Here is a 25,239-nt window from a genome sequence, read left to right as displayed (position 1 = left end):
CATGCTCTCTCTGCCAAAATGACCAGATCTACGAATGCAATGCCTGCTCACGACCCGAAAAACCACCGTGTCAGCGCCCGCTAGCGCCGACTCAGGTCGCGTCTTCCGGCCTCGCCGCCGAACGGCAGCTCAAGGGCCCCTACTTCGCCCGCGGGTGCGCGTTGACGTAGTGCTCACGCAGCGTGTCTGCGGTGACCTGCGTGTAGATCTGCGTCGTCGTCACCGAGGCGTGCCCGAGGAGCTCCTGCACCGCGCGCACGTCGGCGCCCCCGGCGAGCAGGTGTGTCGCGAACGAGTGCCGAAGCGTGTGCGGCGATACCTCCTGCGTAAGCTCGGCGGCCTCCGCGGCGGCCCGGATCACGAGCCAGGCGCTCTGGCGTGAGAGCCGCGCGCCGCGGGGCCCGAGGAACAGCGCGGGCGTGCCGGTGCCGCGAGCTGCGAACTGCGGGCGGGCGCGCACGAGGTAAGCGGCGAGCGCGCGACCGGCATAGCTGCCGTACGGCACGATCCGGGTCTTTGACCCCTTGCCGGTAACCCGCAGCAGGCCGCCCTCGCTGAGCGTCCCCTCGGGGTCGCCCCACACGTCGGCGCCCTCGCGCCCCGCCCCCGCCCCCGCGTAAAGGTCGTCGAGGTCGATCGCGGCGACCTCGCTCACGCGCGCGCCGGTCGCGTAGAGCAGTTCGAGGAGCGCGCGGTCGCGAAGGGCCACCGGGTCGTCGCCGCTCACCGCTCCGAGCAGCGCCTCGACCTCTTCGACGGCGAGGGCTTTCGGGAGCCGCTGGCCTTTCTTCGGTGTGCGCACACCGCGGCCCGCGTTCTCCGCGAGCGCGCCCTCGTCGTACAGAAATCTGTGGAGCCCGCGCACGGTCGAGACCATGCGCGTGATCGAGGCTGCGGAGTACGCGGGCACCGGATCCTGCTTTCCCGCCTCGCCGCCGGGCTCCTGTGCCCGCGGGGCGCGCTTCTCCTCCGCGAGCGCGGCGACGTACGCCGAGATCGTGTCGGGCGCGACGGCGGCGAGGTCATCGATGCCGCGCTCGCCAAGCCAGTCGGCGTACTTCGCGAAGTCGCGCCGGTACGCGGCCATGCTGTTGTCGCTCAGACCGCGCTCAATGCTCAGGTGCCTGAGGTACTTCGCGATCGCTTGCCCCGGCTCCATGCGCCTACTTCGATCGTTCGCCGCGCACGAGGGCGCGCGCGGTCCACGGCAGATCAGGATCGCGGAGGGTCGCCCACCCCGCCGCCTTCGATGCAGCTGCCGCGAGCACCGCACCGACGGTCAGGGCGTTTCCGATGCGCCCGTCGAGCGCCGCGGTGACGGCGTCTTCGAGCGGCACCCACACGGGCTCGAGCTCGGCCTCCTCGCCCTCACGCACGAACTCGTGCACGGCCTCACTCAGGCCGCGGGCGAGGAAGACGCGAATCGCTTCGCTCGAGCCGCCGGGGCTGAGGAACATTTCGAGCAGCAGCGACCACTCGGTCGCCTGCAGGTCTGCCTCTTCGGCGAGTTCTCGCTTGGCCCCGACGAGGCCGCTCTCGCCTGCGACGTCCATGAGGCCCGCGGGAATCTCCCAGTCGCGGTGCGCGATCGGGTGGCGGTACTGCCTGAACATGAGCGCGCGATCTTCGTCGTCGAGCGCGAGCACGGCGACGGCGCCCGGATGGTCCATGTAGTCGCGCTCAAGCACGGTGCCGGCGAAGTCGAGGCGGTCGCGCCTGATGTCCCAGACGTGACCGGCCACGAGCTCCGTGCTCTCGAGCACGCGCACGTCGGGTGCGGGCTCGTCGGCGATCGGGGGCTCGTGGCCGGCCGCGTTCAGCACGTTGGGTTACTCCGCCGAGGTCTCTTCGACCTCGAACAGGCTCGCCGCCTCGCGACGCTCGATCGCGGCGCCCGCGAGGCCCGCGAACAGCGGGTGCGGCTTGCCGGGGCGCGAACGCAGCTCGGGGTGCGCCTGGGTGGCGATGTAGTACGGGTGCACGCTGCGGGGCAGCTCGACATACTCGACGAGGCCGCCGTCCGGGCTCAGACCCGAGAACGAGAGGCCCGCCGCCGCGATCTGGTCGCGGTACTCGTTGTTCACCTCGTAGCGGTGGCGGTGGCGCTCGCTTGCGGTGTCGGCTCCGTAGACCTCCGCGGCGAGGGAGCCCTCAGCGAGCTTCGCCTCGTACAGGCCGAGGCGCATGGTGCCGCCCAGATCGCCGCCGCCCAAGATCTCGACCTGCTCCGCCATCGTCGCGATGACCGGGACGGGGGTCTCGGGGTCGAACTCGGTCGAGGACGCGCCCTCGAGCCCGGCGACGTTGCGCGCGTACTCGATGACCATGCACTGCAGGCCGAGGCAGATGCCGAGCGTCGGGATACCGTTCTCACGCGCAAAGCGGAGCGCGCCGAGCTTGCCCTCGATGCCGCGGATGCCGAAGCCACCCGGAACGCAGATGGCGTGCAGGTGCGACAGGTGCTCGCGTGCGCCCTCGGGGGTCTCGCATGAGTCCGACGGGATCCACTCGATGTTCACCTTCGTCGAGTGCGCGAAGCCGCCTGCGCGGAGCGCCTCGGTGACCGAGAGATACGCGTCGGGGAGGTCGATGTACTTGCCGACGAGGCCGATCGTGACCTCACCCTTCGGGTTGTGCACCGCGTCGAGCACGGGGCGCCAGCCGGTCCAGTCAACGTCGGTGACGCGGTCGGTGAGCTGCAGGTGATCGACGATGGTCTGGTCGAGGCCCTGCGAGTTCAGCAGCTGCGGGAGGTCGTAGATGCTCTTCACGTCGATCGCGTTCACGACGGCGCTCTCCTCAACATCGCACATGAGCGCGATCTTGCGGAGGTTGTCGCCGGTGACCGGGCGGTCGGAGCGGAGCACGAGCGCGTCGGGCTGGATACCGATCGAGCGCAGCTGCGCGACCGAGTGCTGGGTCGGCTTCGTCTTCTGCTCGCCCGAGGCGCCCATGAACGGCACGAGCGAGACGTGCACGAAGATGACGTTCTTGCGGCCGAGCTCGTGGCGCACCTGGCGCGCCGACTCGAGGAACGGCTGCGACTCGATGTCGCCGACCGTGCCACCGATCTCGGTGATGATGACGTCGGGCTGCGGGTCCTGCTCAGCCTGCAGGCGCATCCGGCGCTTAATCTCGTTCGTGATGTGCGGGATCACCTGCACGGTCGCGCCGAGGTAATCGCCGCGGCGCTCCTTCTGGATGACCTCAGAGTAGATCTGCCCGGTCGTCACGTTCGCCGCCTGAGACAGATTGATGCCGAGGAAGCGCTCGTAGTGCCCGATGTCGAGGTCAGTCTCAGCGCCGTCGTCGGTCACGAAGACCTCGCCGTGCTCGAACGGGTTCATCGTTCCCGGGTCGACGTTCAGGTAGGGATCCAGCTTCTGCATGACAACATGCAGGCCGCGCGCGGTAAGAAGATTACCGAGACTCGCGGCGGTCAGGCCCTTGCCGAGTGAGGAAACAACCCCACCGGTCACGAAGATGTGCTTGGTTGTTTTGCTCTGTTCCGCGTTTGTGCCCACGGGCTTCAATCCTATCACTTCTTCGGTCTGGTGAACAGCGGTCTGCTGGTTGCCTGAGTGCGGCCCGAGAGCGTGCGGCTAGCGCGCATTCTGGCGCGGCACCCACACCTGCTTGATGATCATCAGCACCGCCGCCGTGACGGGAATCGCGATGAGCGCACCGAGCAGCCCGAGCAGCGTACCGCCGGCGAGCGCGCCGATGACGACGAGCGAGCCGGGCACCGACACCACGCGGTTCATGATGCGCGGCGTCAGCAGGTACGACTCGAGCTGCATGTAGATGAGGTAGTAGATCGCGGCGACGAGCGCCGTGATCGGCGAGTTGAACAGCGCGATCGCCGTGACGAGCACCGTCGCGAGGACGGAGCCGATGAGCGGGATGAGCGCGAGCAGGAAGACGCCGACCGCGACGAGGCCCGCGAACGGCACCCCGACGATCGTCATCATGATGAAGCCGAGCGTCGCGTTCACGAGCGCGAGCACGACCATGCCGTTCACGTACCCACCAACCGACTTCGTCACCTGCTCGGTGATGTCGATGACCTTCGCGCGACCCGAGCGCGGCACCACGGAGTAGAAGCCGCGCTTGATCGTGCGCAGCGAGGAGAGGAAGTAGAGCGACAGGATGAGCACGATCAGGCCTGCGGTGAGGCCGTTCGCGATACCGAGGCCCGCCTGCCACACGCCGCCGGCGACCGACGCCCAGTTGGAGGGCTTCCCGATGAAGTCCTGCCCCATCTTCAAGATCGCGTTGAAGTCGATGAACTCGCCGAAGCGCTCGTTCACGTCCTTGTACCACTGCTCGCTCGTAAGGTTTCGGACTATCTCGGGGGCGCTCTGCACGAGCTGCGCGACCTGGTTGCCGATCATCGGGATGACGATCGCGAGGATGCCGCCGATGATGAGAATGAAGCCGACGAACACGATGCCGATGCCGAGCGGCCTCCGCACCCCGTGCCGCTCGAGCCAGCGCACGACCGGGTCGAGCCCGAGCGCGATGAAGAGCGCGGCGACCACATACATCAGGATCGTGGAGAGCTGCCCGACCATGTCGCCGACGACGAGCGCGACGAGCACGCCAAGCGCGACCGTGAAGCCGAGCGCGAACGGCCGCCCGATCGTGAACTCGCGCTTCGGGCTGACGCGCGCCTCGTCTTCTGCATCCTGCGCAGCTTCGCGGGCGTCGCGGTACATCTCGCGCACCTCGGCGTCCATCTGCGTCGTGTCTGCGTGAAGCACGAGCTTCGGCTCTGCCGCGGGCGGTTCGGGCGCGGGCGCCTCCGTCACCTTAGTCTTCTTTCCAAAGCCTATGGATCTGAATATCGCCATGCAGCGAGCGTAGCAGCGGGCGGGGTCCGCTAGCGAGAACCGGCTGAAAAAACGATCAGCTACGCGCCGAGCTGCAGCAGCTCGGCGGCGTGGTCGAGCGCGCTCTCCGAGGTGTCGAGACCCGAGAGAAGCCGGGCCATCTCGGCGAGGCGGTCGTCGCCCTCAAGCCGCTGGCAGCTCGACTGCGTGAACCCGCCGCTCGAGTCTTTCACCACGCGGAGGTGGTTCGTCGCGAACGCGGCGACCTGCGCGAGGTGAGTGACGACGATGACCTGCGAGGTCTTCGACAGCTGCTTGAGCCTTCGGCCGATCTCGATCGCGGCCGCGCCACCAACGCCTGCGTCGACCTCGTCGAACACGAACGTCGGCACGGGGTCGGCGCCAGCGAGCACGACCTCGAGCGCGAGCATCACGCGCGACAGCTCGCCGCCCGACGCAGTCTTCGCGATCTGGCGCGGCGTCGAACCGGGGTGCGGCGCGAGGAGGAACTGGATCTCGTCGGCGCCCGACGAGCTGAGCGTGTCAAGCGGCGTCACCGCGGCAACGAACCGGGCGTCAGGCAGCGCGAGCTCACGCAGCTCGGTGCTCACGGCCTTGCCGAGGCGCTCGGCCGCATCGACGCGCAGCGCGGTGAGATCGGCTGCGAGCCCTCGCTCGCGGGCGGTCAACTCGGCGACCCTGTCTGCGAGCCCGCCGAGGGCCTCGTCGTCATCGTCGAGCTCGAGAAGCTTCCGCGACGCGGCCTCCGCGTGCGAGAGCACCTCTTCACTTGTCGCCCCGTAGAAGCGGAACAGCGCGGTGAGCTGCGCGAGCCTGTCGCTCGCCCGGGCGAGCTCGCCCGGGCCCTCCTCGTCAAGGTCGCTCGCGTACGCCGCGAGCTCCTTCGCGGCATCGGCGATCTGAAAGCTCACCGAGCGCAGCTGCTCGGCGACGGCCGCGATGCGCGGATCCAGCTCGGCGACCCGCTCGAGATCCTGCACCGCGAGGTCGACGAGACCGCCGGCGTCGCGCTGCATGGGGTCGTCAGACTCGCTCGCGAGCGCCTCACCGGCGCCGACGGCCGCAGCCCGCAGCCCCTCGACGTTGCCGAGTAGCTCGATGCGCTGCGCGAGCTCGGTCTCCTCCCCCGCGACGGGTTCGACGGCGTTGATCTCTTCGAGCTCGGCGCGCAGCTTTGCGACCTCGGCCGCGCGCGACTCCTGGGTCTCGGTGAGGGTGCGCAGCCGCTCCTCGGATGCGGCCCGCTCCGCGTGAGCGTCACGGTAGGCGCGCAGTTTCGAGGCGACCTTCGAGCCGCCGAAGCGGTCGAGGGTGTCGCGCTGCGCGGCCTGCGACTTCAGCCGCAGCTGTTCCGACTGCCCGTGCACCGCGAACAGGCGCTCCGATAGCCTCCCCAGCGCGCCGACGGGCGCGCTCGCGCCGCCGACCGCCGCGCGGCTGCGCCCCTCCGCAGAAACCGTGCGGCTCATGATGAGTTCGCCCTCTTCGACCTCGCCGCCGAGCTCATCGACGATGTCAACAACAGCGGCGTCGGAGGTGTGCACGATGCCGCTCACGCGTGCCTGGCTCGCGCCGAGGCGCACCGCGCCCGCGTCCGAGCGCTCGCCCATGAGCAGGCCGAGCGCGCTCACGACCATCGTTTTGCCGGCGCCGGTCTCACCGGTGATCGCGGTAAAGCCGGGCCCGAGCGGCAGGGTCGCGTCGGCGATGACGCCGAGGTCCTTGATCCGGAGTTCCTCGATCATGCGCCACCGCCCTCGCTGTCGGCGGCGCTCACCGCTCGCCGGCCGTTGCCGTTGCGATCGCCGCGCCAGCCCGTGACCGGCAGGTCGAACTTCCGCACCAGGCGCTCCGAGAACGGTGCCTCGTTCAGCCGCGCGATGCGCACCGTCTCAGCCGACCGCCTCACGGTCACGACCGAACCAGCGGGCAGCTCTGTGCGCCGCCTGCCGTCGCACCACATGACGCCGGGGCCGACGTTCTCGGGCAGAATCCGCACGGTGAGCTCGGAATCGGGGCCCGCGACGAGCGGCTTGTTGAACAGCGCGTGAGCCGCGATCGGCACCATGAGCAGCGCCTGCACCGACGGCCACACGATCGGGCCGCCCGCGGAGAACGCGTAGGCCGTCGACCCCGTCGGTGTCGCGAGCACGACGCCGTCGCAGGCGAAGACCGAGACCGGGTGGTCATCGATGCCGACCGAAACCTCAAGCATGCGCCTACGCTTCTCAACGGTCGCCTCGTTCAGCGCCCACGTCTCGGCGAGCACCTCGCCGTTGAGCTCGGCGCGCACATCGAGGGTGAGGCGCTCGTCGACCGTGTAATTCCCGGCGAGCACCTGCTCGACCGTGAAGCCGAGGTCGAAGCTCTCCATCTCGGCCAGGAAGCCGACGTGGCCAAGGTTCACGCCCGCAATCGGGCAGGCGGAGCCGTGCAGCATCTCGGCGGCGCGCAGGATCGTGCCGTCGCCCCCGAGCACGAATGCGGCCTCGAGCTGGGCGAGCGGCACCTCGTCGCCGAGCACTGCGGTGCGCCCGACATCGACGTGGGGCGCAAAATCCGCGCGGTCCCCAGCGCTCATGACCGGTACGACCGCCGCAGCGATGAGCGCATCAACGACCGCCGCCGTCGCCTCGATCGCCTCGGGACGATAGGTGTGCGAGACGATGAGCATGCATCGGTCGTGCGCAGAAACTGTCACTCTTCTGTCCCTTCTTCACGCGTGTACCCGGGCTCGCACACCTCGCGGATGCGCTCATCCCATTCTCTCGGATCGGAGGGTTCGCCGCGCACGAGATGCACAAGGAATTCTCGGTTTCCTTCGCCGCCGGCAATGGGCGACGGCGCGAGGCCCCGCACCGCGAGCCGGTTGCTGGTGGCGGCGGCAAGCACCTTCGCGATCGCGTCGCGCCACAGCCCCGGATCGGTGACGACGCCGTCGCGCACCCGGCCCACCTCGAACTGCGGTTTGATGAGCAGGGCCAGGTCGGCCCCGTCGTCGGTGCAGCGCGTAATCGCGGGCAGGATCAGCGTGAGCGAGATGAACGACAGGTCTGCGACGACGAGTGAGGGCCGATCGGCCACGCCCGTCAGCTCTGCGAGCATGTCAGCGTCGAGCTCGCGGGCGTTGCAGCCCTCGACGACGCGTACGCGGTCGTCGCCGCGCAGCTCGGGTGCGAGCTGGTCGTGCCCAACGTCAACGGCGAGCACGGTGTTGGCCCCGCGCTCCAAGAGCACCTGGGTAAACCCACCCGTCGAAGCGCCGAGGTCGAGCGCGAGGCGACCGGTCGCGTCGAGCGCGAACTCGTCAAGGGCCGCGACGAGCTTGTGCGCTCCACGGCTCACGTAGTGGTCGTCGCCGGTTACCGAGACACGTGCCCCGGCTGTCACCTTCGCGCCGGGCTTTGTCGCGGGCACGCCGTCAATCGCAATGCCGCCGGCACCGATCAGCTCGGCGGCACGGCTGCGCGAGCGGACAAGGCCAAGCTCGACGGCGACGCGGTCGAGCCGCTGCGGCGCACCATTCCAGAGGCCCTCTGTATCCACCGCGCTACGCGCTCTCATTGTCGCTGCGCTGCAGCTCTTGCAGCAGCTCGTCGTGGAGCTGCTCAAACCCCTGGGCCCGCCGGTCGAGCGGCTGCGACTCGATGAGCGCCAGCCGGTCGAGCAGCCCGTCGCTCTCAGCGTGGGCCACGGTCGACGTGCCTGCCTGCTCGGCTGGCGCCGCCGGTTGCTCGCGTGACTCGTGCTCCATGCCACAAGCCTATCCGGCGCCTCAGACCTGTAGCTCCTTGAGTGAAGTTCGTCTAATCGAACTTGAGTATCCGTAATGGCGTACTACCATGGGAAGCATGCCCCCCTCGCCCACCAAACGCCGCCCAGAGCGGAAACTGGTAGGCCTACTGGGGCCGGCGTTCGTCGCGGCAATCGCCTACGTCGACCCGGGAAACGTCGCCGCGAACCTCTCGGCGGGCGCCAAGTACGGGTACACCCTGCTGTGGGTGCTCGTCGCGGCCAACGTCATGGCCGTGATCGTGCAGTACCTGTCGGCGAAGCTCGGGCTCGTCACCGGTAAGAGTCTCCCCCAGCTGCTCGGCGAGCGCCTCCGCCCGGCGGCCCGCAGGCTCTACTGGGCCCAGGCCGAGCTCGTCGCGGCCGCCACCGACCTTGCCGAGGTGATCGGCGGCGCGATCGCGCTGTACATCCTCTTCGGTATCCCGCTGCTTCCGGGCGGCGTGATCGTTGGGGTCGTGTCGCTCCTGATCTTGCTGCTCCAGGGCAGAAACCAGCGCCGCTTCGAAGCCGTCATCATGGGGATGCTATTCATCATCACCGTCGGCTTCGTCGGCGGGCTGTTCGTGAGCAACCTCGACGTTGGCGCGATGTTCGCCGGCTTCGTCCCCCGCTTCGTCGACACCCAGTCGGTGCTGCTCGCCGCGAGCATGCTCGGCGCGACGGTGATGCCACACGCGATCTACCTGCACTCCTCACTCGCGCGTGATCGCCACGGCCACACGCCGGAGGAGGTTGAGGGCGGGCGGGCTCCGCGGATCCGGCATCTGCTGCGCGCAACCAAGGTCGACGTCGTCCTCGCCCTCGTCGTCGCGGGCGGCGTGAACATCGCGATGCTGCTGCTCGCCGCGGCGTCCCTCCCCGGGATTGACGGCACCGACACGATCGAGGGCGCGGCTGCTGCGATCACCGAGCACGTCGGGCCGGCAGTCGGGCTGCTCTTCGCGATTGGGCTGCTCGTCTCGGGGCTGGCGTCGACATCGGTCGGCGCGTACGCGGGCTCAGAGATTATGGCGGGCCTGCTGCACGTGCGGGTGCCGCTGATCGCTCGCCGTGTCATAACGATCCTGCCCGCCCTACTGCTGCTCGGGTTCGGCATCGACCCAACGTGGGCGCTCGTCGTGAGCCAGGTCGTGCTGTCGTTCGGCATCCCGTTCGCGCTCGTTCCGCTCATCACGCTGACGGGCAGCGAGGCTCTCATGGGAGAGTTCAAGAACGGGCGCGCGCTGCGCTACGTGGCGCTCGGGGTCGTGCTCGCGATCGTCGCGCTGAACCTGTGGCTCATCTACTCGACCATCGTGTTCGGGGGCTAGGCGCGCGGCTCGCCCTGCCCGGTCTCGGGGCCGCCCCGCGCCCTCGCGCTGCCGCCGAGCAGCCCCGCCGCCGCGCACCCCAATTTTGCGAGTGCACATCATTTTCCGCGCGAAAGTGATGTGCACTCGAGAAAATGACGTGTTCTCGTGGCTCGGCAGCACCGGGCCGTGGCTCGGCAGCACCGGGCCGTGGCTCGGTGGCACCGGGTCTCGGCTCGGCGCCACCGAACCGGTGGACGCCGAGTGCTAGTGGTCGATCTCGAGCACCGCGCCGGAGCGGGCGTCGATGCGAACGTCCACATCGTCGTTGCCCTGGTCGATCTGCACCTCGTAGACGAGAACGCCGTTGTCGGTCTCGAGCTCCCACTCCTCGAAGGTACCGGGAGCCGCGTCGAGGGCGGCCTTAATGGCCGCGCTCGGCTCAATCACGCCGTCGGCGGGAAACACGTCGGTCGGCACTCCCGCGCGACCGCCGCCCCCGCGCTGCTTCGTCCACTCCCCGATCACGGCGCCAGTGTCGGCGTTGATGGTGGCGAGGTAGACCTCGTCGGCGGATAGCAGCTTCACTGTGTACGCCCAGGCCGTGCGCTCCCACTCGAACGACACTGAAACGGGTTCTCCCTCAAACGACTTGGATCCTGTCGCGAGCGCATCACGCCAGCTCGTCGCGAACGTGGTCGAGGTCAGGTCGGCGTCGTGCGCGGTCGCGCCCTGCGCCGCATCACCGGGTACCTGCTCGGTCTCGGTTTCAGGCGCCGTCGTTGACGGCGGCGCGGAAGCCTCCGGCGAGATCGCGGTGACCTCTGGCGCGCACCCCGATAGCAGCAGGGCCGCACCCAGTGCGGTGGCGACGGTGGCGGATACTACGTGACGCATATGCTCAACCTCCTGGCAAGTAACTGCACTTCCACCTTATCCAGGCAGCCGGAGCACACCCTGTGGGCTAGCGCCAGTGATCCTCGACAAGGATCTCGGGAACCTTCAGGCCGTAGATCGCAAGGCCCGAGGCCCAGATCGCGCCGCAGCCAGCGCGCAGCAGCTCCATCGGGGTATCTCCCTCTGACAGCACCTTTACGATATGCCCGTCCATGCGGACCTTCGCAGAGCCGACTCGCACGGTCCCATCCTTGAGTGTCTCGGCGCGCTGGTAGGGCTCGTGCAGCTCCGCGAGCGAAGCGACCGTGTAGTCGGGCCGCATGTCGGCTGAGGCTGCAATGAGCTGCTTCGGCCGGTCCACACCCGTCAGCACGAACAACGACGGGATCCCGGCCGCGACCGCGCCCTTGATGTCGGTGTCGAGCCGGTCGCCGAGCATGAGCGCGTTGCGGGATCCGAAACGTTCGAAGGCAGCCTCGTAGATGGGCGTCTCGGGCTTACCCGCGAAATCTGGGAGGCGCTGCACCGCGGTGTGAACCGCCGAGACGAGCGTCCCGTTGCCAGGGGCAATGCCGCGTGAGCGCGGAATAGTCCAGTCGGTGTTCGTCGCGATCCAGGGCAGCGGGGCGCGCCCGGGCTCCTCCTGCAGCGCGTACGCGGCCTCAGCGAGGTGCTCCCACCCCACGTCCTTTGCGAAGCCCTGAACGACAGCGACCGGGTCGTCTTCGGCGCTTCGAGTCCACTCGAAGCCGGCTTTCTCGAGCTCGTGCGTGAGGCCTTCGCCGCCGACGACGAGCACCCGAGACCCCGGCGGGACAACCTCGCGAAGTAACGCGACGGCAGCCTGCGGCGACGTGATCACATCGGCAGCGGTCGCCCGGAGACCGAGTTCAGTCAGGTGGGCGGCGACCGCGGCGTCAGTCCGGGCTGCGTTGTTCGTAACGTACCCGACCCGCGAGCGTTCTGTCGCGAGGTTCAACGACTCAACGGCGCCGGCGATCGCCCCGTGTCCACGGTAGATCACACCGTCGAGGTCGGTGAGCAGCACCTCCCGACCCTCAATTGGGGCGGGGTCGAACTTCTCACGCTTACCGAACAGCGCCATCGTGCTTACTCCTTGTCGTCCTGCCCAGCGGCTGAGACCTCGGCCTCGTCGTTGCCCTCTGCCTCGGCCTCAACGTAGGCGTCGAGGTATGCGTCGGCGTCGTCGGACGCATCGGCGTCGACATCCTCCGAAGACTCGTCCTCATGCAGATCTTCGTACTCGGTAATCTCGATGACTTCGATCTCATCCATGCCGCCGAAATGCTCCTCGAGAGCGGCCTCCGCGCGGTCAGCGTACGCAAACCACTTCTGCGCCTCTTCTTCGCGACCGAGGTCTTCAAGAACCGTGGCGTAGGCGCCAAACAGCTCGGGGCTCCACGAGAAGCCCTTCTTCGGGTCAAGCTCAGGAATCTCAAGCTCAAACAGCGCCTGCTGTGTCTGACCGAGGTCGAGACGGGCACCGGACATTGCGATCGCAAGGTGCACCCTATCCGCAGTCTCGAGCGTCGAAGGATCAACCTCGAGACCGGTCTCAATCGCCTTCTCTGGGCGCCCGAGGCCACGCTCCGAGTCAACCATGATCGCGAGGTGCGTGTCCCGTCCGCTCAGGCGGCGGAACGTCCGAAGCTCACGGATCGCGAGCGCGAAGTCACCGGTGCGGTACGCGGTCATCGCGAGGGTCTCGCGCGTGACAGGGATCCGGCCCGCACGGCGGCTCGCCGAGATTGCATGCTGGTGCGCAAGCTCAGGGTCGTCCTCGATCAGCTCAGCCGCCATCGCGAGGTGCAACGCGACGCGCTCCTGGACCTCGGGCTGCAGCGTCTTCAGCTCGTTGCGCGCTGCCGGGTGCAGGTCGCGAACCTGGATGTGGTCAGCAATGATCGGGTCATCGTGCTCGCTTCGTACCGGGCGAAGCGAGTGCTGCAGCCGCTCCTCCTCGGTGAACTCGCGAGCCTGACCGCCTCGGTCACTGCGTCCGCCGCCGCGGGTGCCTCCACGGCCCCGAGAGTCGGCCTCACGCCGGTCGTCACGATCACCGCGGAAGGGACGGCGGTCGCCCCCATCACGGTCACCACGGTACGGTGCACGATCGCCGCGCTGCCCACCACGGTTGTCGCGGTCGCCACGATACGGGGCCCTGTCATTACGCTGCCCACCACGGTCGTCACGGTCGCCGCGGTAGGGTGCCCGGTCATTGCGCTGCCCACGATCGTCGCGGTCGCTCCGGTACGGACGACGCTCGCCGCCATCACGGTCACCGCGGTAGGGTGCACGGTCGCTACGCTGGCCACGATCATCTCGGCCGCCACGGTACGGAGCCCTGTCGCTACGCTGCCCACCACGGTCGTCACGGTCACCGCGGTAAGGCGCACGGTCGCTACGCTGGCCACGACCGTCACGGTCACCCCTGTACGGAGCCCGGTCGCTACGCTGTCCACCGCGGTCGTCACGCTCACTGCGGAAGGGTGCACGGTCGCTGCGCGAGCCACCATCGCGGTCGCCCCGGTATGCGGGGCGGTCGCCGCGCTGCCCACGCTCGTCGCGATCGCCCCTGTACGGAGCTCTGTCGCTGCGCTGCCCACTGCGATTGTCGCGGTCGCCGCGGAACGGACGACGCTCACCACCGTCCCGGTCGCCGCGGTAGGGCGCGCGGTCACCGCGCTGCCCCCGGTCGTCGCGATCACCACGGTACTCAGGGCGGTCGCCGCGCTGGCCACCATTGCGGTCACCACGGAACGGACGACGGTCCCCGCCATCGCGGTCACCACGATAAGCCGGGCGATCGCCGCGCTGGCCCCGGTCATCGCGGTCGCCGCGGAACGGACGACGCTCACCACCGTCACGGTCGCCCCTGTACGGCGCACGGTCGCCACGCTGGCCACCACGGTTGTCACGGTCGCCGCGGTAGGCCGGGCGGTCACCACTTGAACGGTGCGGGCGCCCGGTATTCTCGGGACGGTCCTGTCGGTCGTTCATGTGGTTCTCCCTATGTGGTTGTTGTCTCTACGAGACGGTACTGCAAAATCTACAAAATGAAAAAGGGGCTGTTCAGACGAGGTGACCGACATGGTCAATCTCATCTGAACAACCCCTTTCAATAAAGGTTGTTCGGCGGTGTCCTACTCTCCCACGAGGTCCCCCTCGCAGTACCATCGGCGCTGTCAGCCTTAGCTTCCGGGTTCGGAATGTGACCGGGCGTTTCCCTGACGCTATAACCACCGAAACTCTATTGACATGAAACCCAACCCCTAACCAGGCACCACAACGGATGCGCGGGGTTGTGGCCGTACGTCAAGAACCACAAAGTAGACGCGAACATCGTTACAACAACATACTTACGCCCCACCACAACAGATGGGATGAAGTCAAGTCATCGGCTTATTAGTACCAGTCAGCTCCACACGTTACCGCGCTTCCACATCTGGCCTATCAACCCAGTCATCTACTGGGAGCCTCACAGGAGTAAACTCCTACGGAAATCTCATCTTGAGGCCGGCTTCCCGCTTAGATGCTTTCAGCGGTTATCCATCCCGAACGTAGCCAACCAGCCATGCCCTTGGCAGAACAACTGGCACACCAGAGGTTCGTCCAACCCGGTCCTCTCGTACTAGGGTCAGATCCTCTCAAATTTCCAACGCGCGCAGAGGATAGGGACCGAACTGTCTCACGACGTTCTAAACCCAGCTCGCGTACCGCTTTAATGGGCGAACAGCCCAACCCTTGGGACCGACTCCAGCCCCAGGATGCGACGAGCCGACATCGAGGTGCCAAACCATGCCGTCGATATGGACTCTTGGGCAAGATCAGCCTGTTATCCCCGAGGTACCTTTTATCCGTTGAGCGACAGCGCTTCCACAAGCCACTGCCGGATCACTAGTCCCGACTTTCGTCCCTGCTCGACCTGTCAGTCTCACAGTCAAGCTCCCTTGTGCACTTACACTCGCCACCTGATTGCCAACCAGGTTGAGGGAACCTTTGGGCGCCTCCGTTACTTTTTGGGAGGCAACCGCCCCAGTTAAACTACCCACCAGGCACTGTCCGAAAACCCGATCAGGGTTCGTCGTTAGATATCCAATATGACCAGAGTGGTATTTCAACAATGACTCCACGAACACTAGCGTGCCCGCTTCACAGTCTCCCACCTATCCTACACAAGCCACACCGAACACCAATACCAAGCTGTAGTAAAGGTCACGGGGTCTTTCCGTCCTTCTGCGCGTAACGAGCATCTTTACTCGTACTGCAATTTCGCCGAGTTTACGGTGGAGACAGCTGGGGAATCGTTACGCCATTCGTGCAGGTCGGAACTTACCCGACAAGGAATTTCGCTACCTTAGGATGGTTATAGTTACCACCGCCGTTTACTGGGGCTTAAATTCACAGCTTCGCAGTCCGAAAACCGCTAACCGCTCCTCTTAACCTTCCAGCACCGGGCAGGCGTCAGTCCGTATACGTCCACTTGCGTGTTAGCACGGACCTGTGTTTTTAGTAAACAGTCGTTCCCCACTGGTCTCTGCGGCCACCACACCCTTTCGGCGTAAAGCCTAATAAGTGGATGGCCCCCCTTCTCCCGAAGTTACGGGGGCATTTTGCCGAGTTCCTTCACCATAATTATCTCGAGCTCCTTAGTATTCTCTACCTGACCACCTGTGTCGGTTTGGGGTACGGGCAACTAGCAACCTCACGTCGATGCTTTTCTCGGCAGCATAGGATCAATGACTTCCCCATACGGGTCCCCATCGCATCTCACCCTTCACGCGGGACGGATTTGCCTATCCCGCAGGCTACATGCTTAGCCCGGGACAACCATCGCCCGGGATCACCTACCTTCCTGCGTCACACCTCACGCTCACCACCCCAGTTCGGGTTCGCAGCCGCCACCCCACATCACCCGAAGGATCCATGAAGCTTTGGTTTGCTTAGCACTACTGGTTAGGTCTTGAACGGTTACCAGCCGGTACGGGAATATCAACCCGTTGTCCATCGACTACGCCTGTCGGCCTCGCCTTAGGTCCCGACTTACCCAGGGAAGATTAGCTTGACCCTGGAACCCTTGGTCTTCCGGAGGACGGGTTTCTCACCCGTCTTTCGCTACTCATGCCTGCATTCTCACTCGTGTGGCATCCACGGCTGGTTCACACCGCCGCTTCACTCGCCACACGACGCTCTCCTACCCATCCATACGGCTGGACCACGAAGGCCTACCTATCTATATGAATGCCACAACTTCGGTGGCGTGCTTGAGCCCCGTTACATTGTCGGCGCGGAATCACTTGACCAGTGAGCTATTACGCACTCTTTCAAGGGTGGCTGCTTCTAAGCCAACCTCCTGGTTGTCACAGCAACTCCACATCCTTTTCCACTTAGCACGCGCTTTGGGACCTTAGATGGTGATCTGGGTTGTTTCCCTCTCGACTATGAAGCTTATCCCCCACAGTCTCACTGCTGCGCTCTCACTTACCGGCATTCGGAGTTTAGCTGACGTCAGTAACCTTGTAGGGCCCATCGGCCATCCAGTAGCTCTACCTCCGGCAAGAAACACGCAACGCTGCACCTAAATGCATTTCGGAGAGAACCAGCTATCACGAAGTTTGATTGGCCTTTCACCCCTATCCACAGCTCATCCCCTCAGTTTTCAACCTAAGTGGGTTCGGCCCTCCACGCGCTCTTACACGCGCTTCAGCCTGGCCATGGATAGATCACTTCGCTTCGGGTCTAGGACATGCGACTGAACCGCCCTATTCAGACTCGCTTTCGCTACGGCTACCCCACACGGGTTAACCTCGCCACATATCGCTAACTCGCAGGCTCATTCTTCAAAAGGCACGCTGTCACAGCAACAAGGCTGCTCCAACGGATTGTAAGCAAACGGTTTCAGGTACTATTTCACTCCCCTCCCGGGGTACTTTTCACCTTTCCCTCACGGTACTAGTCCGCTATCGGTCATCTGGGAGTATTTAGGCTTATCAGGTGGTCCTGACAGATTCACACGGGATTTCTCGGGCCCCGTGCTACTTGGGATACGCCACACGCAGCCAGGTCATTTCGGGTACGGGACTCTCACCCACTCCGGTCCGCCGTTCCAAGCGGTTCCCCTATAACCTGAACATTCACGTCGAAGGCTCAGCAGCGCCTCCAGCAACGTCCCACAACCCCGATGATGCAACCCCTGCCAGGTATCACACACCACCGGTTTAGCCTCTTCCGGGTTCGCTCGCCACTACTACCGGAATCACATGTTGTTTTCTCTTCCTGTGGGTACTGAGATGTTTCACTTCCCCACGTTCCCTCTACCCGCCCTATATATTCAGGCGGGAGTCACCAGCTACGCACGCGCGCTGGCGGGGTTTCCCCATTCGGAAATCCTCGAATCACAGCCCGTTTATCGGCTCCCCGAGGCTTATCGCAGATTACTACGTCCTTCTTCGGCTCCAGATGCCAAGGCATCCACCGTTTGCTCTTCGAAACTTGAAATCACATAAGTAAATTATTTAGAAACACACACAAACCCGAAGGCTCATGCGTGACCAATGAGACACACACCACAATCCCGAAAGATCATCAGTGCGTGTATCGAAGATGCTCGCGTCCACTGTGTAGTTCTCAACGTACGGTCAATCCCTGGACAGCTAGACAACACGTTCTAGACACCAGGGCTGAAGAAACCAAGCACACAAGACAACGTCTTGCGGTCTGGGTCTCCAGGACCCAACAGTATGCACTCAAAGAAGCAGTCACTACCCCACCCAAACTTTCCTCTCACCCCCGCAGAAAACGGACATGATGTACTCACACAGGCGAGCTAATCACAGCTTACTTTGTCAAATGTTCCACCCATGAGCGGGTACGCATCACACGATCGGTGATGAACGCCCCAATTCTGCAACCACACAGTGGTTGAGTGCTCCTTAGAAAGGAGGTGATCCAGCCGCACCTTCCGGTACGGCTACCTTGTTACGACTTAGTCCTAATCACCAGTCCCACCTTCGACGGCTCCCTCCACAAGGGTTAGGCCACCGGCTTCGGGTGTTACCGACTTTCATGACTTGACGGGCGGTGTGTACAAGGCCCGGGAACGTATTCACCGCAGCGTTGCTGATCTGCGATTACTAGCGACTCCGACTTCATGGGGTCGAGTTGCAGACCCCAATCCGAACTGAGACCGACTTTTTGGGATTCGCTCCACCTCGCGGTATCGCAGCCCTTTGTATCGGCCATTGTAGCATGCGTGAAGCCCAAGACATAAGGGGCATGATGATTTGACGTCATCCCCACCTTCCTCCGTGTTGACCACGGCAGTATCCCATGAGTTCCCACCATAACGTGCTGGCAACATAGGACGAGGGTTGCGCTCGTTGCCGGACTTAACCGAACATCTCACGACACGAGCTGACGACAACCATGCACCACCTGTATACGAGTGTCCAAAGAGTTGACGATCTCTCGCCCGTTCTCGTATATGTCAAGCCTTGGTAAGGTTCTTCGCGTTGCATCGAATTAATCCGCATGCTCCGCCGCTTGTGCGGGCCCCCGTCAATTCCTTTGAGTTTTAGCCTTGCGGCCGTACTCCCCAGGCGGGGAACTTAATGCGTTAGCTACGACACAGAACCCGTGGAACAGGCCCTACATCTAGTTCCCAACGTTTACGGCATGGACTACCAGGGTATCTAATCCTGTTCGCTCCCCATGCTTTCGCTCCTCAGCGTCAGTAGCGGCCCAGAGATCTGCCTTCGCCATCGGTGTTCCTCCTGATATCTGCGCATTCCACCGCTACACCAGGAATTCCAATCTCCCCTACCGCACTCTAGCCTGCCCGTACCCACTGCAGGCCCGGGGTTGAGCCCCGGGTTTTCACAGCAGACGCGACAAGCCGCCTACGAGCTCTTTACGCCCAATAATTCCGGACAACGCTTGCACCCTACGTATTACCGCGGCTGCTGGCACGTAGTTAGCCGGTGCTTTTTCTGCAGGTACCGTCACTTTCGCTTCTTCCCTACTAAAAGAGGTTTACAACCCGAAGGCCGTCATCCCTCACGCGGCGTTGCTGCATCAGGCTTGCGCCCATTGTGCAATATTCCCCACTGCTGCCTCCCGTAGGAGTCTGGGCCGTGTCTCAGTCCCAGTGTGGCCGGTCACCCTCTCAGGCCGGCTACCCGTCGTCGCCATGGTGAGCCATTACCTCACCATCTAGCTGATAGGCCGCGAGTCCATCCAGAACCGATAAATCTTTCCACCCACACACCATGCGGTGATAGGTCGTATCCAGTATTAGACACCGTTTCCAGTGCTTATCCCAGAGTTCAGGGCAGGTTACTCACGTGTTACTCACCCGTTCGCCACTCTTCCACCCAGCAAGCTGGGCTTCATCGTTCGACTTGCATGTGTTAAGCACGCCGCCAGCGTTCGTCCTGAGCCAGGATCAAACTCTCCGTAAAAAACGAATAGCAGCCAGCCACCGGAATAAGGTAGACCAGACTGCGAGTTCAACCTGGACAGAAACCATCATCTGACGATTTCGTTATCCATAAAAAAGGAATCTCCAACACCAAACCAAAAGGCTCGATGCCGGGGATAATAAATTGGCATTTGACAATTTAAGTGCACACTATTGAGTTCTCAAGATCCAGACACCCACCGTACTCACCCTGAGGCTTTCCGAAGAGCAACTTTTCTATCTTAGACCACCACGACGCTTTCACGCAAATCCAGGACCGGAAGCATTTCTGCCACCCACCCGAACCAGCCAGACACACCCTCTTGGAGCATGTCACCTCGCGGTGAAGATGAATCCCATTTTCCCTACCCGCTTTACAAACCAAACTGCGGTTCAAGTGGGGGTGTTGTGTGAGAGATTCTCGCGGCCTGCCCGTTTCCGTGCTGGCCAACAGATGAAAACATTACGCGGAAACACGGCACCACACAAATCGGCGCAGCACCGCATCGCGCGATCCCAATGGTGGTCGCGTTTTTGCTCGCCCGCCGGGCGTGTCCACAATGAGGTCGAGTTGCCACCCCTAGGCCGGCGACGCCCCCGCTCCCCGCACGGTGAGCCTGTCGCCCTCGCCGTATTGCTCCTTCAGCACCCGGAGGTTCGCCCAGCTCTCAACCGCGGTAATCGCGGGCTCGGCCCGCAGTCTGTCGGTCACCGCGATCAGCTCCTCCGCCGACTCCCGAGAGAACGTGGCGAGGAAGTTGTAGCTGCCGATCGCGACGGCGAGGAACTCGGGTTCGAGGCCGCGCAGCAGTTCGAGCGCTTCCGGTGTCGCGAGCCTGGTCCGGATCCCCATACCGATGGAGGGCGTCTCACGCTGATGGTCACGGACGGGCATCGCGACGACCTTGACGACCCCCGCACGCTTGAGCCGCTCGAAGCGGAGGCGCGCACCGCCCGCGGAGAGGCCCGCCGCTTCCCCGAGCTCGCGATAGCTCGCCCGGCCATCTCGCTGGAGGTGGGCAATGACCGCGCGATCCTGCTCGTCGACTTTGAAGTCGGTGTGTCCGGTGCGCAGGGGTGAGTAACGGTTGACCTCGATGCTCTCGTACAGGTGCGTGCGCAGGCTGCGCACGCCCGGAATCTGCTGGATGGCAGCGAGCAGCTCCCCCAGGTGTGGGTCGGCGCCAACCCGCACCTCAACATCGATGGGGAACACCCCGGCGACGTCGGCGACGAAGCTCGACTCTGGCAGGTCGATCAGCGCCCGCCTGACGGGCTCGACAGGCCCCTCAACCGCAACCTGCAGGTAAGCGAAACGCTCGAGGCCCAGCAGGTCGGGGCTGATCGACACCGTGAGTCGCAGCTCGTTGGACTCGACGGCCTGCTGCACGATCTGCGTCACGAGCCGACGGGGCACGCCAAGGTCAGCGGCGATGCGCGAGTAGCTCGCTCGGCCGTCTTCCTGCAGCGCGCGCAGTACTTCCCTGCGCACCTGCAGGGCAGGATCACCCATCGCGTTCACGCCCGAAGCACCCCATTTCAGTCAACCGTCGTCGTGCAAATACTTATCCAGACCAGCTCAGAACACATATTGAGTGAGATTTATGGCAAGGAATTCGACAAATAGTCACCAACAACTTTCCTATGCTGCATTTTCGTTCGCAACTCCACGCATCCCGACGTAGGCTACGAAGTCGTCCGCAGTCGCGGCAGCCAGAGAAGGGACCGTCATGGCGTTGGTGGCATGCAGCCAGTTCACCCCCGTACTCGGGGCAGTGAGCGAGAACGTTGATCGCTCGCTCGAACTGATCAGGGAGGCCGCGAGCCGCGGCGCCAAGGTTGTCGTGCTTCCCGAGCTCGCGAGTTCGGGCTACGCCTTCGCCAACTCCGCGGAGGCCGCGGCGGCGAGCGAGCCGGCAACCGGCAGCGCGGTCTCTAGGTGGAGCGAGGCGGCAAGCGAGCTTGGCATCGTCATCGTGGCCGGCTTCGCCGAGACCAACCCCGCGGGCGCCCCGTTCAACAGCGCGGCCCTGCTCGCGCCCGACGCCGAGCCCGTGATCTACCGCAAGGCGCACCTGTGGGACAGGGAGCGGCTGATGTTCACCCCGGGGAACGACCTCCCGCCAGTCGTCGAAACGCCTGTCGGGCGCATCGGCGTCATGATCTGCTACGACCTCGAATTCCCCGAGTGGGTGCGGATCGCGGCGCTTCAGGGGGCCGACCTCATCTGCGCGCCGGTGAACTGGCCCGTCGTGCAGCGCCCCGCCGGGGAACGGCCCGGCGAGGTCGTGCGAGTGCAGGCGGAGGCGTCGATGAACCGCGTCGCTATCGCCGCGTGCGACCGCGGCGGCAACGAGCGCGGCGTCGAGTGGTCGGGCGCCTCGGTGATCGTGGACGCTGACGGCTGGCCACTCGCGCTCACCGATCAGGCGGCGGATCGCCTGCGGCCGGAGCCCCCGACCGTTCCAGGCGCAAGCGGCGAAGCAGCAGCTGCGGGAACAGCATCGGATCGACTGGACCCGGCGACCACGATCATCGCCGAGATCGACCTTCAGGCAAGCCGCACGAAGCGGATCGCTGAGTACAGCGACGTGATGGCGGACCGCCGTGCGGACCTGTACGAACGCTTCACCGAGTAGCCACTCTTCACCGCCCCTGGCGTCACCACTCCCCAGGGGAATCACACACTTTCCGCAACGACCGCGGGAACCTGATAGTTAAGGATAATGATGTCTGCAGACACTTCATCGCCGCGCACCGGCGTGATCGAGACCCGCTCGATCGACGTCGTGCCCATGGCGGAGCGCCACGGAAAGGTGTGGCACCAGGGGCCGTTCTGGTTCACCGGAAACTTCGTGCTCACGACGATGGTCGTCGGGTTCACGGGACCGAGCCTCGGGCTGAGCGTCTGGTGGACGGTACTCGCTGTCGTGCTCGGCGCGGGCTTCGGCACGTTCTTCATGGCCTTCCACGCGAACCAGGGCCCGACTATGGGTCTCGCTCAGATGATTCAGTCGCGCGCACAGTTCGGTAGCCGCGGCGCCGTCGTGCCGTTCATCGCGACGGTCTTTGTCTACATCGGGTTCCTCGTGTTCGACACGATCCTCGTCACCCAGGGCATCGGCGTCTACTCCGAAGCGACGTGGTTCTGGTACCCGATCATCATCGCCGTCTCGATCGTGATTGCGGTCGTCGGCCACGACCTCCTGCACTTCATCCAGCGGTGGCTCACCTACGCGCTCGTCGCGGTCTTCGCGATCATCACCGTGTTCGCAATCGTCCACTTCACGCAGGCACCCATCGACCCGGCTGCCGCCGTCGCGACCGCGGGGTGGAGCACCTCCGCGTTCCTGATCCAGTTCTCGCTCTCCGCCGGGTACAACATCAGCTACTCCGTGTACGTGTCTGACTACACGCGCTACCTGCCAGTGACGTCGTCGGCGCCGAAGCTCATCTCGTCCGTCTACGCAGGCGCCGGGCTCTCCGCGATCTGGCTCATGTCGCTCGGCGCGGTGCTCGCGAGCTACATCCCCGGCGCAGATCCGATTGGCACTCTCCGAGAGGTCGGCGACATGATCGTGCCCGGCTTCGGCACCGTTGCGGTGCTCGTCTCAGTGCTCGCGCTCGTCTCGATCATGGGCGTGAACGCGTACGGCGCAATGCTCACCGGCGCGAGCGCGATCGACGGGTTCACCCCGGTGAAGCCCACCGTGAAGATGCGCGTGATCGCGCTCACGATCGTCGGCATCGTGACACTCGCCATCGCACTCGCGATTCCCGAGAACTACGTCGACAGCTTCAACAGCTTCGTCGGCCTCATGCTGTACTTCCTCGTGCCGTGGTCGGCCGTCAACCTTGTCGACTTCTACCTCGTCCGTAAGGGCCGCTACGCCCTCACCGACATCGTGAACCCGCGCGGCGGCGTGTACGGCAAGTGGGCTTGGCGCGGCATCGCGGCGTACGCGCTTGGCTTTGTCGCGATGATCCCGTTCTTCTCGCTGTCGTTCTACACCGGGCCAGTGGCCGAGGCGCTCGACGGTGCAGACTTCGCGTTCGCCGTGGGCCTCGTGGTCTCTGGAGTCTCGTACTACCTCTTCTCGCGGGGCCGCGATACCGCGGCCGAGGAACGGGCGATCGCTCGAAGCGAAGAGGTCTTCGGCACCTGGCACCGCTAGGCCGAGACCGAGGATTTCCCGAAGAGGGGCGCGCACGATTCCCGTGCGCGCCCCTCTTTCGTCGTGGTGGGAAGCGCCAGCCGGCGTCGGTATATTGGTGCGATGGCAACCGAAAGCGCCGCGCGCGCGAGTCTCTGGATCGCCTCGGGAACGCTGCTGTCGCGGGTGCTCGGCCTCGCCCGCAGCATGGTGCTCGTCGCCGCAATCGGCGCGACCGGGGTCGCCGCAAACGCGTTCAGCACCGCCAGCCAGGTGACCAATGTGGTGTACACGCTCGTCGCGACGGGGGTGCTCACCTCGGTGCTTGTGCCCCAGCTCACCCGTGCTCGGCTGCGGAAGGACGGCGGCGCCGACTACGTCAACAGGCTGATCACGCTCGCGCTCTGTGGCTCGCTCGCGGTCTGCGCCCTGGTCGCCGCGCTGCTCCCCGCGCTCATGGGAGTGCTCGGAGCGAACTGGCGCGATCCAGGCCAGCTCGCGCTCGCCACCGGCTTCGCGTTTTGGCTGCTCCCGCAGATCGTGTTCTTCACGCTGTACACAGTGCTCGGGGAAGTGCTGAACTCCCGAAGCCACTTCGGCCCGTACGCGTGGACGCCCGTGCTCAACAACGTCGTGTCGATCGCTGGCCTCGCGGTGTTCATCTGGCTACTCGGCGCCGATTCTGACGGCCAACGGATCGCGGCCGAATGGCCCGCCGGGGGCACGGCCCTCCTCGCGGGCACGACGACGCTTGGGGTCGCGATGCAGGCGTTGGCCCTCTTCCTATTCCTCCGCAGAGCCGGAGTCTCGTACCGCCCCGACTTCCGCTTCCGCGGCACGGGCCTCGGGGCCACTGCGAAGCTCGGCGGCTGGACGTTCCTCGGCGTGCTCGTCTCGCAGGTCGTCGCGCTGGCGCTCAACCAGGCGATGAACCGCGCAGCGGGCAACGAGGCGGGCATCGCGGCGTGGCAGCTCGCGTCGCTCGTCACCGTGCTGCCACACTCGATCATCGTGATGTCGCTCGTCGCCTCCCGCTTTACCCGCATGAGCGTTGCTGCCGAGCGCGGCGACACGGGAGCGATCAGGGCCGACCTGTCGCTTGTCTCGCGGCTCACCGTCGTCGCGATCACGCTCATCGCCGCCGTGATTGCGGTGCTCGCGGGGCCGATTACCCGGATCTTGATGGCGAACTCGAGCGTCGAGCAGCTCTACCCGGTGATGGCTGTGCTGCTCTGCCACGTTACCGGGGCGGTGGCATTCAGCGTGCTGTTCGTGCTGAACCGCGGCTTCTACGCGTACAGCGACACCCGCTCCCCGTTCATCATTCAGGCGGCTATCGCGGTGTGCTCGCTCGCCGCGATAGCCGCGAGCTTCGCCGTGCCGTCCGAGGCGGCGACCGCCTTCATCACGCTCGCCACGAACCTCTTGTTTTGGGTGCAGCTCGCGGTCACGTTCTTCGTGCTGCGGCGCCGACTCGGCGGCGTCGGCGGTAGGGCCATCGGGCGCGCCTGGTGGCAGAGCGCCGTCGCCGCTGCCGTAGCGATGGTGCCCGGCGTATGGGCGCTGGCCTCGTTCGGCGGGATCTTGCTCGAGAGCTGGGCGCTCAGCGGGGTGGGTGCGGCGGTGCTGACCTGTGTCGTGGTCGCCGCGCTCATGACCGTCGTCTACGCCGGAGGCCTGCTGCTCGTGCGGAACGCGGAGGTCAAGCAGGCCTGGGGTCTTGTCGCGGCGCGCCTCGGCCGCAGGTAGCCCGGCTCCGGGCTCCCTGCGGC

At 65.0% G+C, this 25,239-nt stretch carries 17 protein-coding genes and 3 rRNA genes; 5 read left to right on the top strand and 15 right to left on the bottom strand.

Annotation, left to right across the window (positions count from 1 at the left end; genetic code table 11):
* Positions 1 to 139: 139 nt before the first annotated feature.
* The 8 genes from FB468_RS13580 to FB468_RS13545 form a co-directional block, all read right to left on the bottom strand.
* Complete coding sequence (locus tag FB468_RS13580; RefSeq protein WP_141887823.1) at positions 140 to 1,159, bottom strand: site-specific tyrosine recombinase XerD; 1,020 nt, start codon at positions 1,157 to 1,159, stop codon at positions 140 to 142.
* A 4-nt stretch (positions 1,160 to 1,163) separates the two neighbouring features.
* On the bottom strand, positions 1,164 to 1,823 hold the full coding sequence (locus FB468_RS13575; protein WP_141887822.1) for an NUDIX domain-containing protein: 660 nt from the start codon (positions 1,821 to 1,823) through the stop codon (positions 1,164 to 1,166).
* 6 nt (positions 1,824 to 1,829) lie between these two features.
* The gene (locus FB468_RS13570) at positions 1,830 to 3,524 is read right to left on the bottom strand and encodes a CTP synthase (protein ID WP_141887821.1); all 1,695 of its coding nucleotides are present in this window, start codon (positions 3,522 to 3,524) and stop codon (positions 1,830 to 1,832) included.
* Between the two features lie 78 nt (positions 3,525 to 3,602).
* Positions 3,603 to 4,811: an AI-2E family transporter gene (locus FB468_RS13565; protein ID WP_246055892.1), complete on the bottom strand. Its 1,209-nt coding sequence runs from the start codon at positions 4,809 to 4,811 to the stop codon at positions 3,603 to 3,605.
* A 101-nt stretch (positions 4,812 to 4,912) separates the two neighbouring features.
* The gene (gene recN, locus FB468_RS13560; protein WP_141887819.1) at positions 4,913 to 6,598 is read right to left on the bottom strand and encodes a DNA repair protein RecN; all 1,686 of its coding nucleotides are present in this window, start codon (positions 6,596 to 6,598) and stop codon (positions 4,913 to 4,915) included.
* On the bottom strand, positions 6,595 to 7,527 hold the full coding sequence (locus FB468_RS13555) for an NAD kinase (protein ID WP_141888360.1): 933 nt from the start codon (positions 7,525 to 7,527) through the stop codon (positions 6,595 to 6,597). The genes recN and FB468_RS13555 overlap by 4 nt, the downstream gene beginning before the upstream one ends.
* Before the next feature lie 23 nt (positions 7,528 to 7,550).
* Positions 7,551 to 8,417: a TlyA family RNA methyltransferase gene (locus FB468_RS13550; protein ID WP_141887818.1), complete on the bottom strand. Its 867-nt coding sequence runs from the start codon at positions 8,415 to 8,417 to the stop codon at positions 7,551 to 7,553.
* Complete coding sequence (locus tag FB468_RS13545) at positions 8,404 to 8,607, bottom strand: hypothetical protein (protein ID WP_141887817.1); 204 nt, start codon at positions 8,605 to 8,607, stop codon at positions 8,404 to 8,406. The genes FB468_RS13550 and FB468_RS13545 overlap by 14 nt, the downstream gene beginning before the upstream one ends.
* 97 nt (positions 8,608 to 8,704) lie before the next feature.
* Between FB468_RS13545 and FB468_RS13540 the strand changes: the two genes are divergently transcribed.
* A complete protein-coding gene (locus FB468_RS13540) occupies positions 8,705 to 9,958 on the top strand; it encodes an Nramp family divalent metal transporter (RefSeq protein WP_141887816.1) in 1,254 nt (417 codons plus the stop codon).
* A 246-nt stretch (positions 9,959 to 10,204) separates the two neighbouring features.
* On the opposite strand, the gene FB468_RS13535 is transcribed toward FB468_RS13540, so the two are convergent.
* The 3 genes from FB468_RS13535 to FB468_RS13525 all read right to left on the bottom strand — a co-directional run bounded on the left by FB468_RS13535 (position 10,205) and on the right by FB468_RS13525 (position 12,655).
* Positions 10,205 to 10,834, bottom strand: a complete 630-nt coding sequence (locus tag FB468_RS13535) for a PepSY domain-containing protein (RefSeq protein ID WP_141887815.1) — start codon at positions 10,832 to 10,834, stop codon at positions 10,205 to 10,207.
* 67 nt (positions 10,835 to 10,901) lie between these two features.
* Complete coding sequence (locus FB468_RS13530) at positions 10,902 to 11,939, bottom strand: HAD-IIA family hydrolase (RefSeq protein ID WP_141887814.1); 1,038 nt, start codon at positions 11,937 to 11,939, stop codon at positions 10,902 to 10,904.
* 5 nt (positions 11,940 to 11,944) lie between these two features.
* Complete coding sequence (locus FB468_RS13525; protein WP_246055890.1) at positions 11,945 to 12,655, bottom strand: hypothetical protein; 711 nt, start codon at positions 12,653 to 12,655, stop codon at positions 11,945 to 11,947.
* On the opposite strand from FB468_RS13525, the gene FB468_RS17455 reads away from it, so the two are divergent.
* On the top strand, positions 12,614 to 13,807 hold the full coding sequence (locus FB468_RS17455) for a hypothetical protein (RefSeq protein WP_170219583.1): 1,194 nt from the start codon (positions 12,614 to 12,616) through the stop codon (positions 13,805 to 13,807). The genes FB468_RS13525 and FB468_RS17455 overlap by 42 nt on opposite strands.
* 178 nt (positions 13,808 to 13,985) lie before the next feature.
* On the opposite strand, the gene rrf is transcribed toward FB468_RS17455, so the two are convergent.
* The 4 genes from rrf to FB468_RS13505 form a co-directional block, all read right to left on the bottom strand.
* Positions 13,986 to 14,102, bottom strand: a 5S ribosomal RNA gene (rrf, locus tag FB468_RS13520).
* A gap of 138 nt (positions 14,103 to 14,240) precedes the next feature.
* A 23S ribosomal RNA gene (locus tag FB468_RS13515) occupies positions 14,241 to 17,353 on the bottom strand.
* A 438-nt stretch (positions 17,354 to 17,791) separates the two neighbouring features.
* Positions 17,792 to 19,314, bottom strand: a 16S ribosomal RNA gene (locus FB468_RS13510).
* Together the 16S, 23S and 5S rRNA genes form the textbook arrangement of a ribosomal RNA operon.
* A 579-nt stretch (positions 19,315 to 19,893) precedes the next feature.
* Positions 19,894 to 20,826 (bottom strand): Lrp/AsnC family transcriptional regulator, encoded by a 933-nt coding sequence (locus tag FB468_RS13505; protein WP_246055979.1) that lies wholly within the window; start codon positions 20,824 to 20,826, stop codon positions 19,894 to 19,896.
* A 217-nt stretch (positions 20,827 to 21,043) separates the two neighbouring features.
* Between FB468_RS13505 and FB468_RS13500 the strand changes: the two genes are divergently transcribed.
* The 3 genes from FB468_RS13500 to murJ all read left to right on the top strand — a co-directional run bounded on the left by FB468_RS13500 (position 21,044) and on the right by murJ (position 25,216).
* The gene (locus tag FB468_RS13500) at positions 21,044 to 21,952 is read left to right on the top strand and encodes a nitrilase-related carbon-nitrogen hydrolase (protein WP_141887812.1); all 909 of its coding nucleotides are present in this window, start codon (positions 21,044 to 21,046) and stop codon (positions 21,950 to 21,952) included.
* A 90-nt stretch (positions 21,953 to 22,042) separates the two neighbouring features.
* Positions 22,043 to 23,488, top strand: coding sequence for a purine-cytosine permease family protein (locus FB468_RS13495; RefSeq protein WP_141887811.1), 1,446 nt, complete (start codon positions 22,043 to 22,045; stop codon positions 23,486 to 23,488).
* Positions 23,489 to 23,590: 102 nt separating this feature from the next.
* Positions 23,591 to 25,216 (top strand): murein biosynthesis integral membrane protein MurJ, encoded by a 1,626-nt coding sequence (gene murJ, locus FB468_RS13490; RefSeq protein WP_141887810.1) that lies wholly within the window; start codon positions 23,591 to 23,593, stop codon positions 25,214 to 25,216.
* Positions 25,217 to 25,239 lie beyond the last annotated feature (23 nt).

It is taken from the genome of Leucobacter komagatae (assembly GCF_006716085.1).
Lineage (GTDB): Bacteria > Actinomycetota > Actinomycetes > Actinomycetales > Microbacteriaceae > Leucobacter > Leucobacter komagatae.
The sequence above is the reverse complement of the archived record's forward strand: the minus strand, read 5'-3'. Positions and strand labels throughout refer to the sequence as shown.

What these genes read in the sequence shown, in the direction of transcription:
- FB468_RS13530 (WP_141887814.1), bottom strand. Translation starts at nt 11,939, where the DNA reads ATGGCGCTGTTCGGTAAGCGTGAGAAGTTCGACCCCGCCCCAATTGAG.
- FB468_RS13540 (WP_141887816.1), top strand. Translation starts at nt 8,705, where the DNA reads ATGCCCCCCTCGCCCACCAAACGCCGCCCAGAGCGGAAACTGGTAGGC.
- FB468_RS13500 (WP_141887812.1), top strand. Translation starts at nt 21,044, where the DNA reads ATGGCGTTGGTGGCATGCAGCCAGTTCACCCCCGTACTCGGGGCAGTG.
- FB468_RS13545 (WP_141887817.1), bottom strand. Translation starts at nt 8,607, where the DNA reads ATGGAGCACGAGTCACGCGAGCAACCGGCGGCGCCAGCCGAGCAGGCA.
- FB468_RS13525 (WP_246055890.1), bottom strand. Translation starts at nt 12,655, where the DNA reads ATGGCGGCTGAGCTGATCGAGGACGACCCTGAGCTTGCGCACCAGCAT.
- FB468_RS13495 (WP_141887811.1), top strand. Translation starts at nt 22,043, where the DNA reads ATGTCTGCAGACACTTCATCGCCGCGCACCGGCGTGATCGAGACCCGC.
- FB468_RS13535 (WP_141887815.1), bottom strand. Translation starts at nt 10,834, where the DNA reads ATGCGTCACGTAGTATCCGCCACCGTCGCCACCGCACTGGGTGCGGCC.
- FB468_RS13580 (WP_141887823.1), bottom strand. Translation starts at nt 1,159, where the DNA reads ATGGAGCCGGGGCAAGCGATCGCGAAGTACCTCAGGCACCTGAGCATT.
- recN (WP_141887819.1), bottom strand. Translation starts at nt 6,598, where the DNA reads ATGATCGAGGAACTCCGGATCAAGGACCTCGGCGTCATCGCCGACGCG.
- FB468_RS13505 (WP_246055979.1), bottom strand. Translation starts at nt 20,826, where the DNA reads ATGGGTGATCCTGCCCTGCAGGTGCGCAGGGAAGTACTGCGCGCGCTG.
- FB468_RS13550 (WP_141887818.1), bottom strand. Translation starts at nt 8,417, where the DNA reads ATGAGAGCGCGTAGCGCGGTGGATACAGAGGGCCTCTGGAATGGTGCG.
- murJ (WP_141887810.1), top strand. Translation starts at nt 23,591, where the DNA reads ATGGCAACCGAAAGCGCCGCGCGCGCGAGTCTCTGGATCGCCTCGGGA.
- FB468_RS13555 (WP_141888360.1), bottom strand. Translation starts at nt 7,527, where the DNA reads ATGCTCATCGTCTCGCACACCTATCGTCCCGAGGCGATCGAGGCGACG.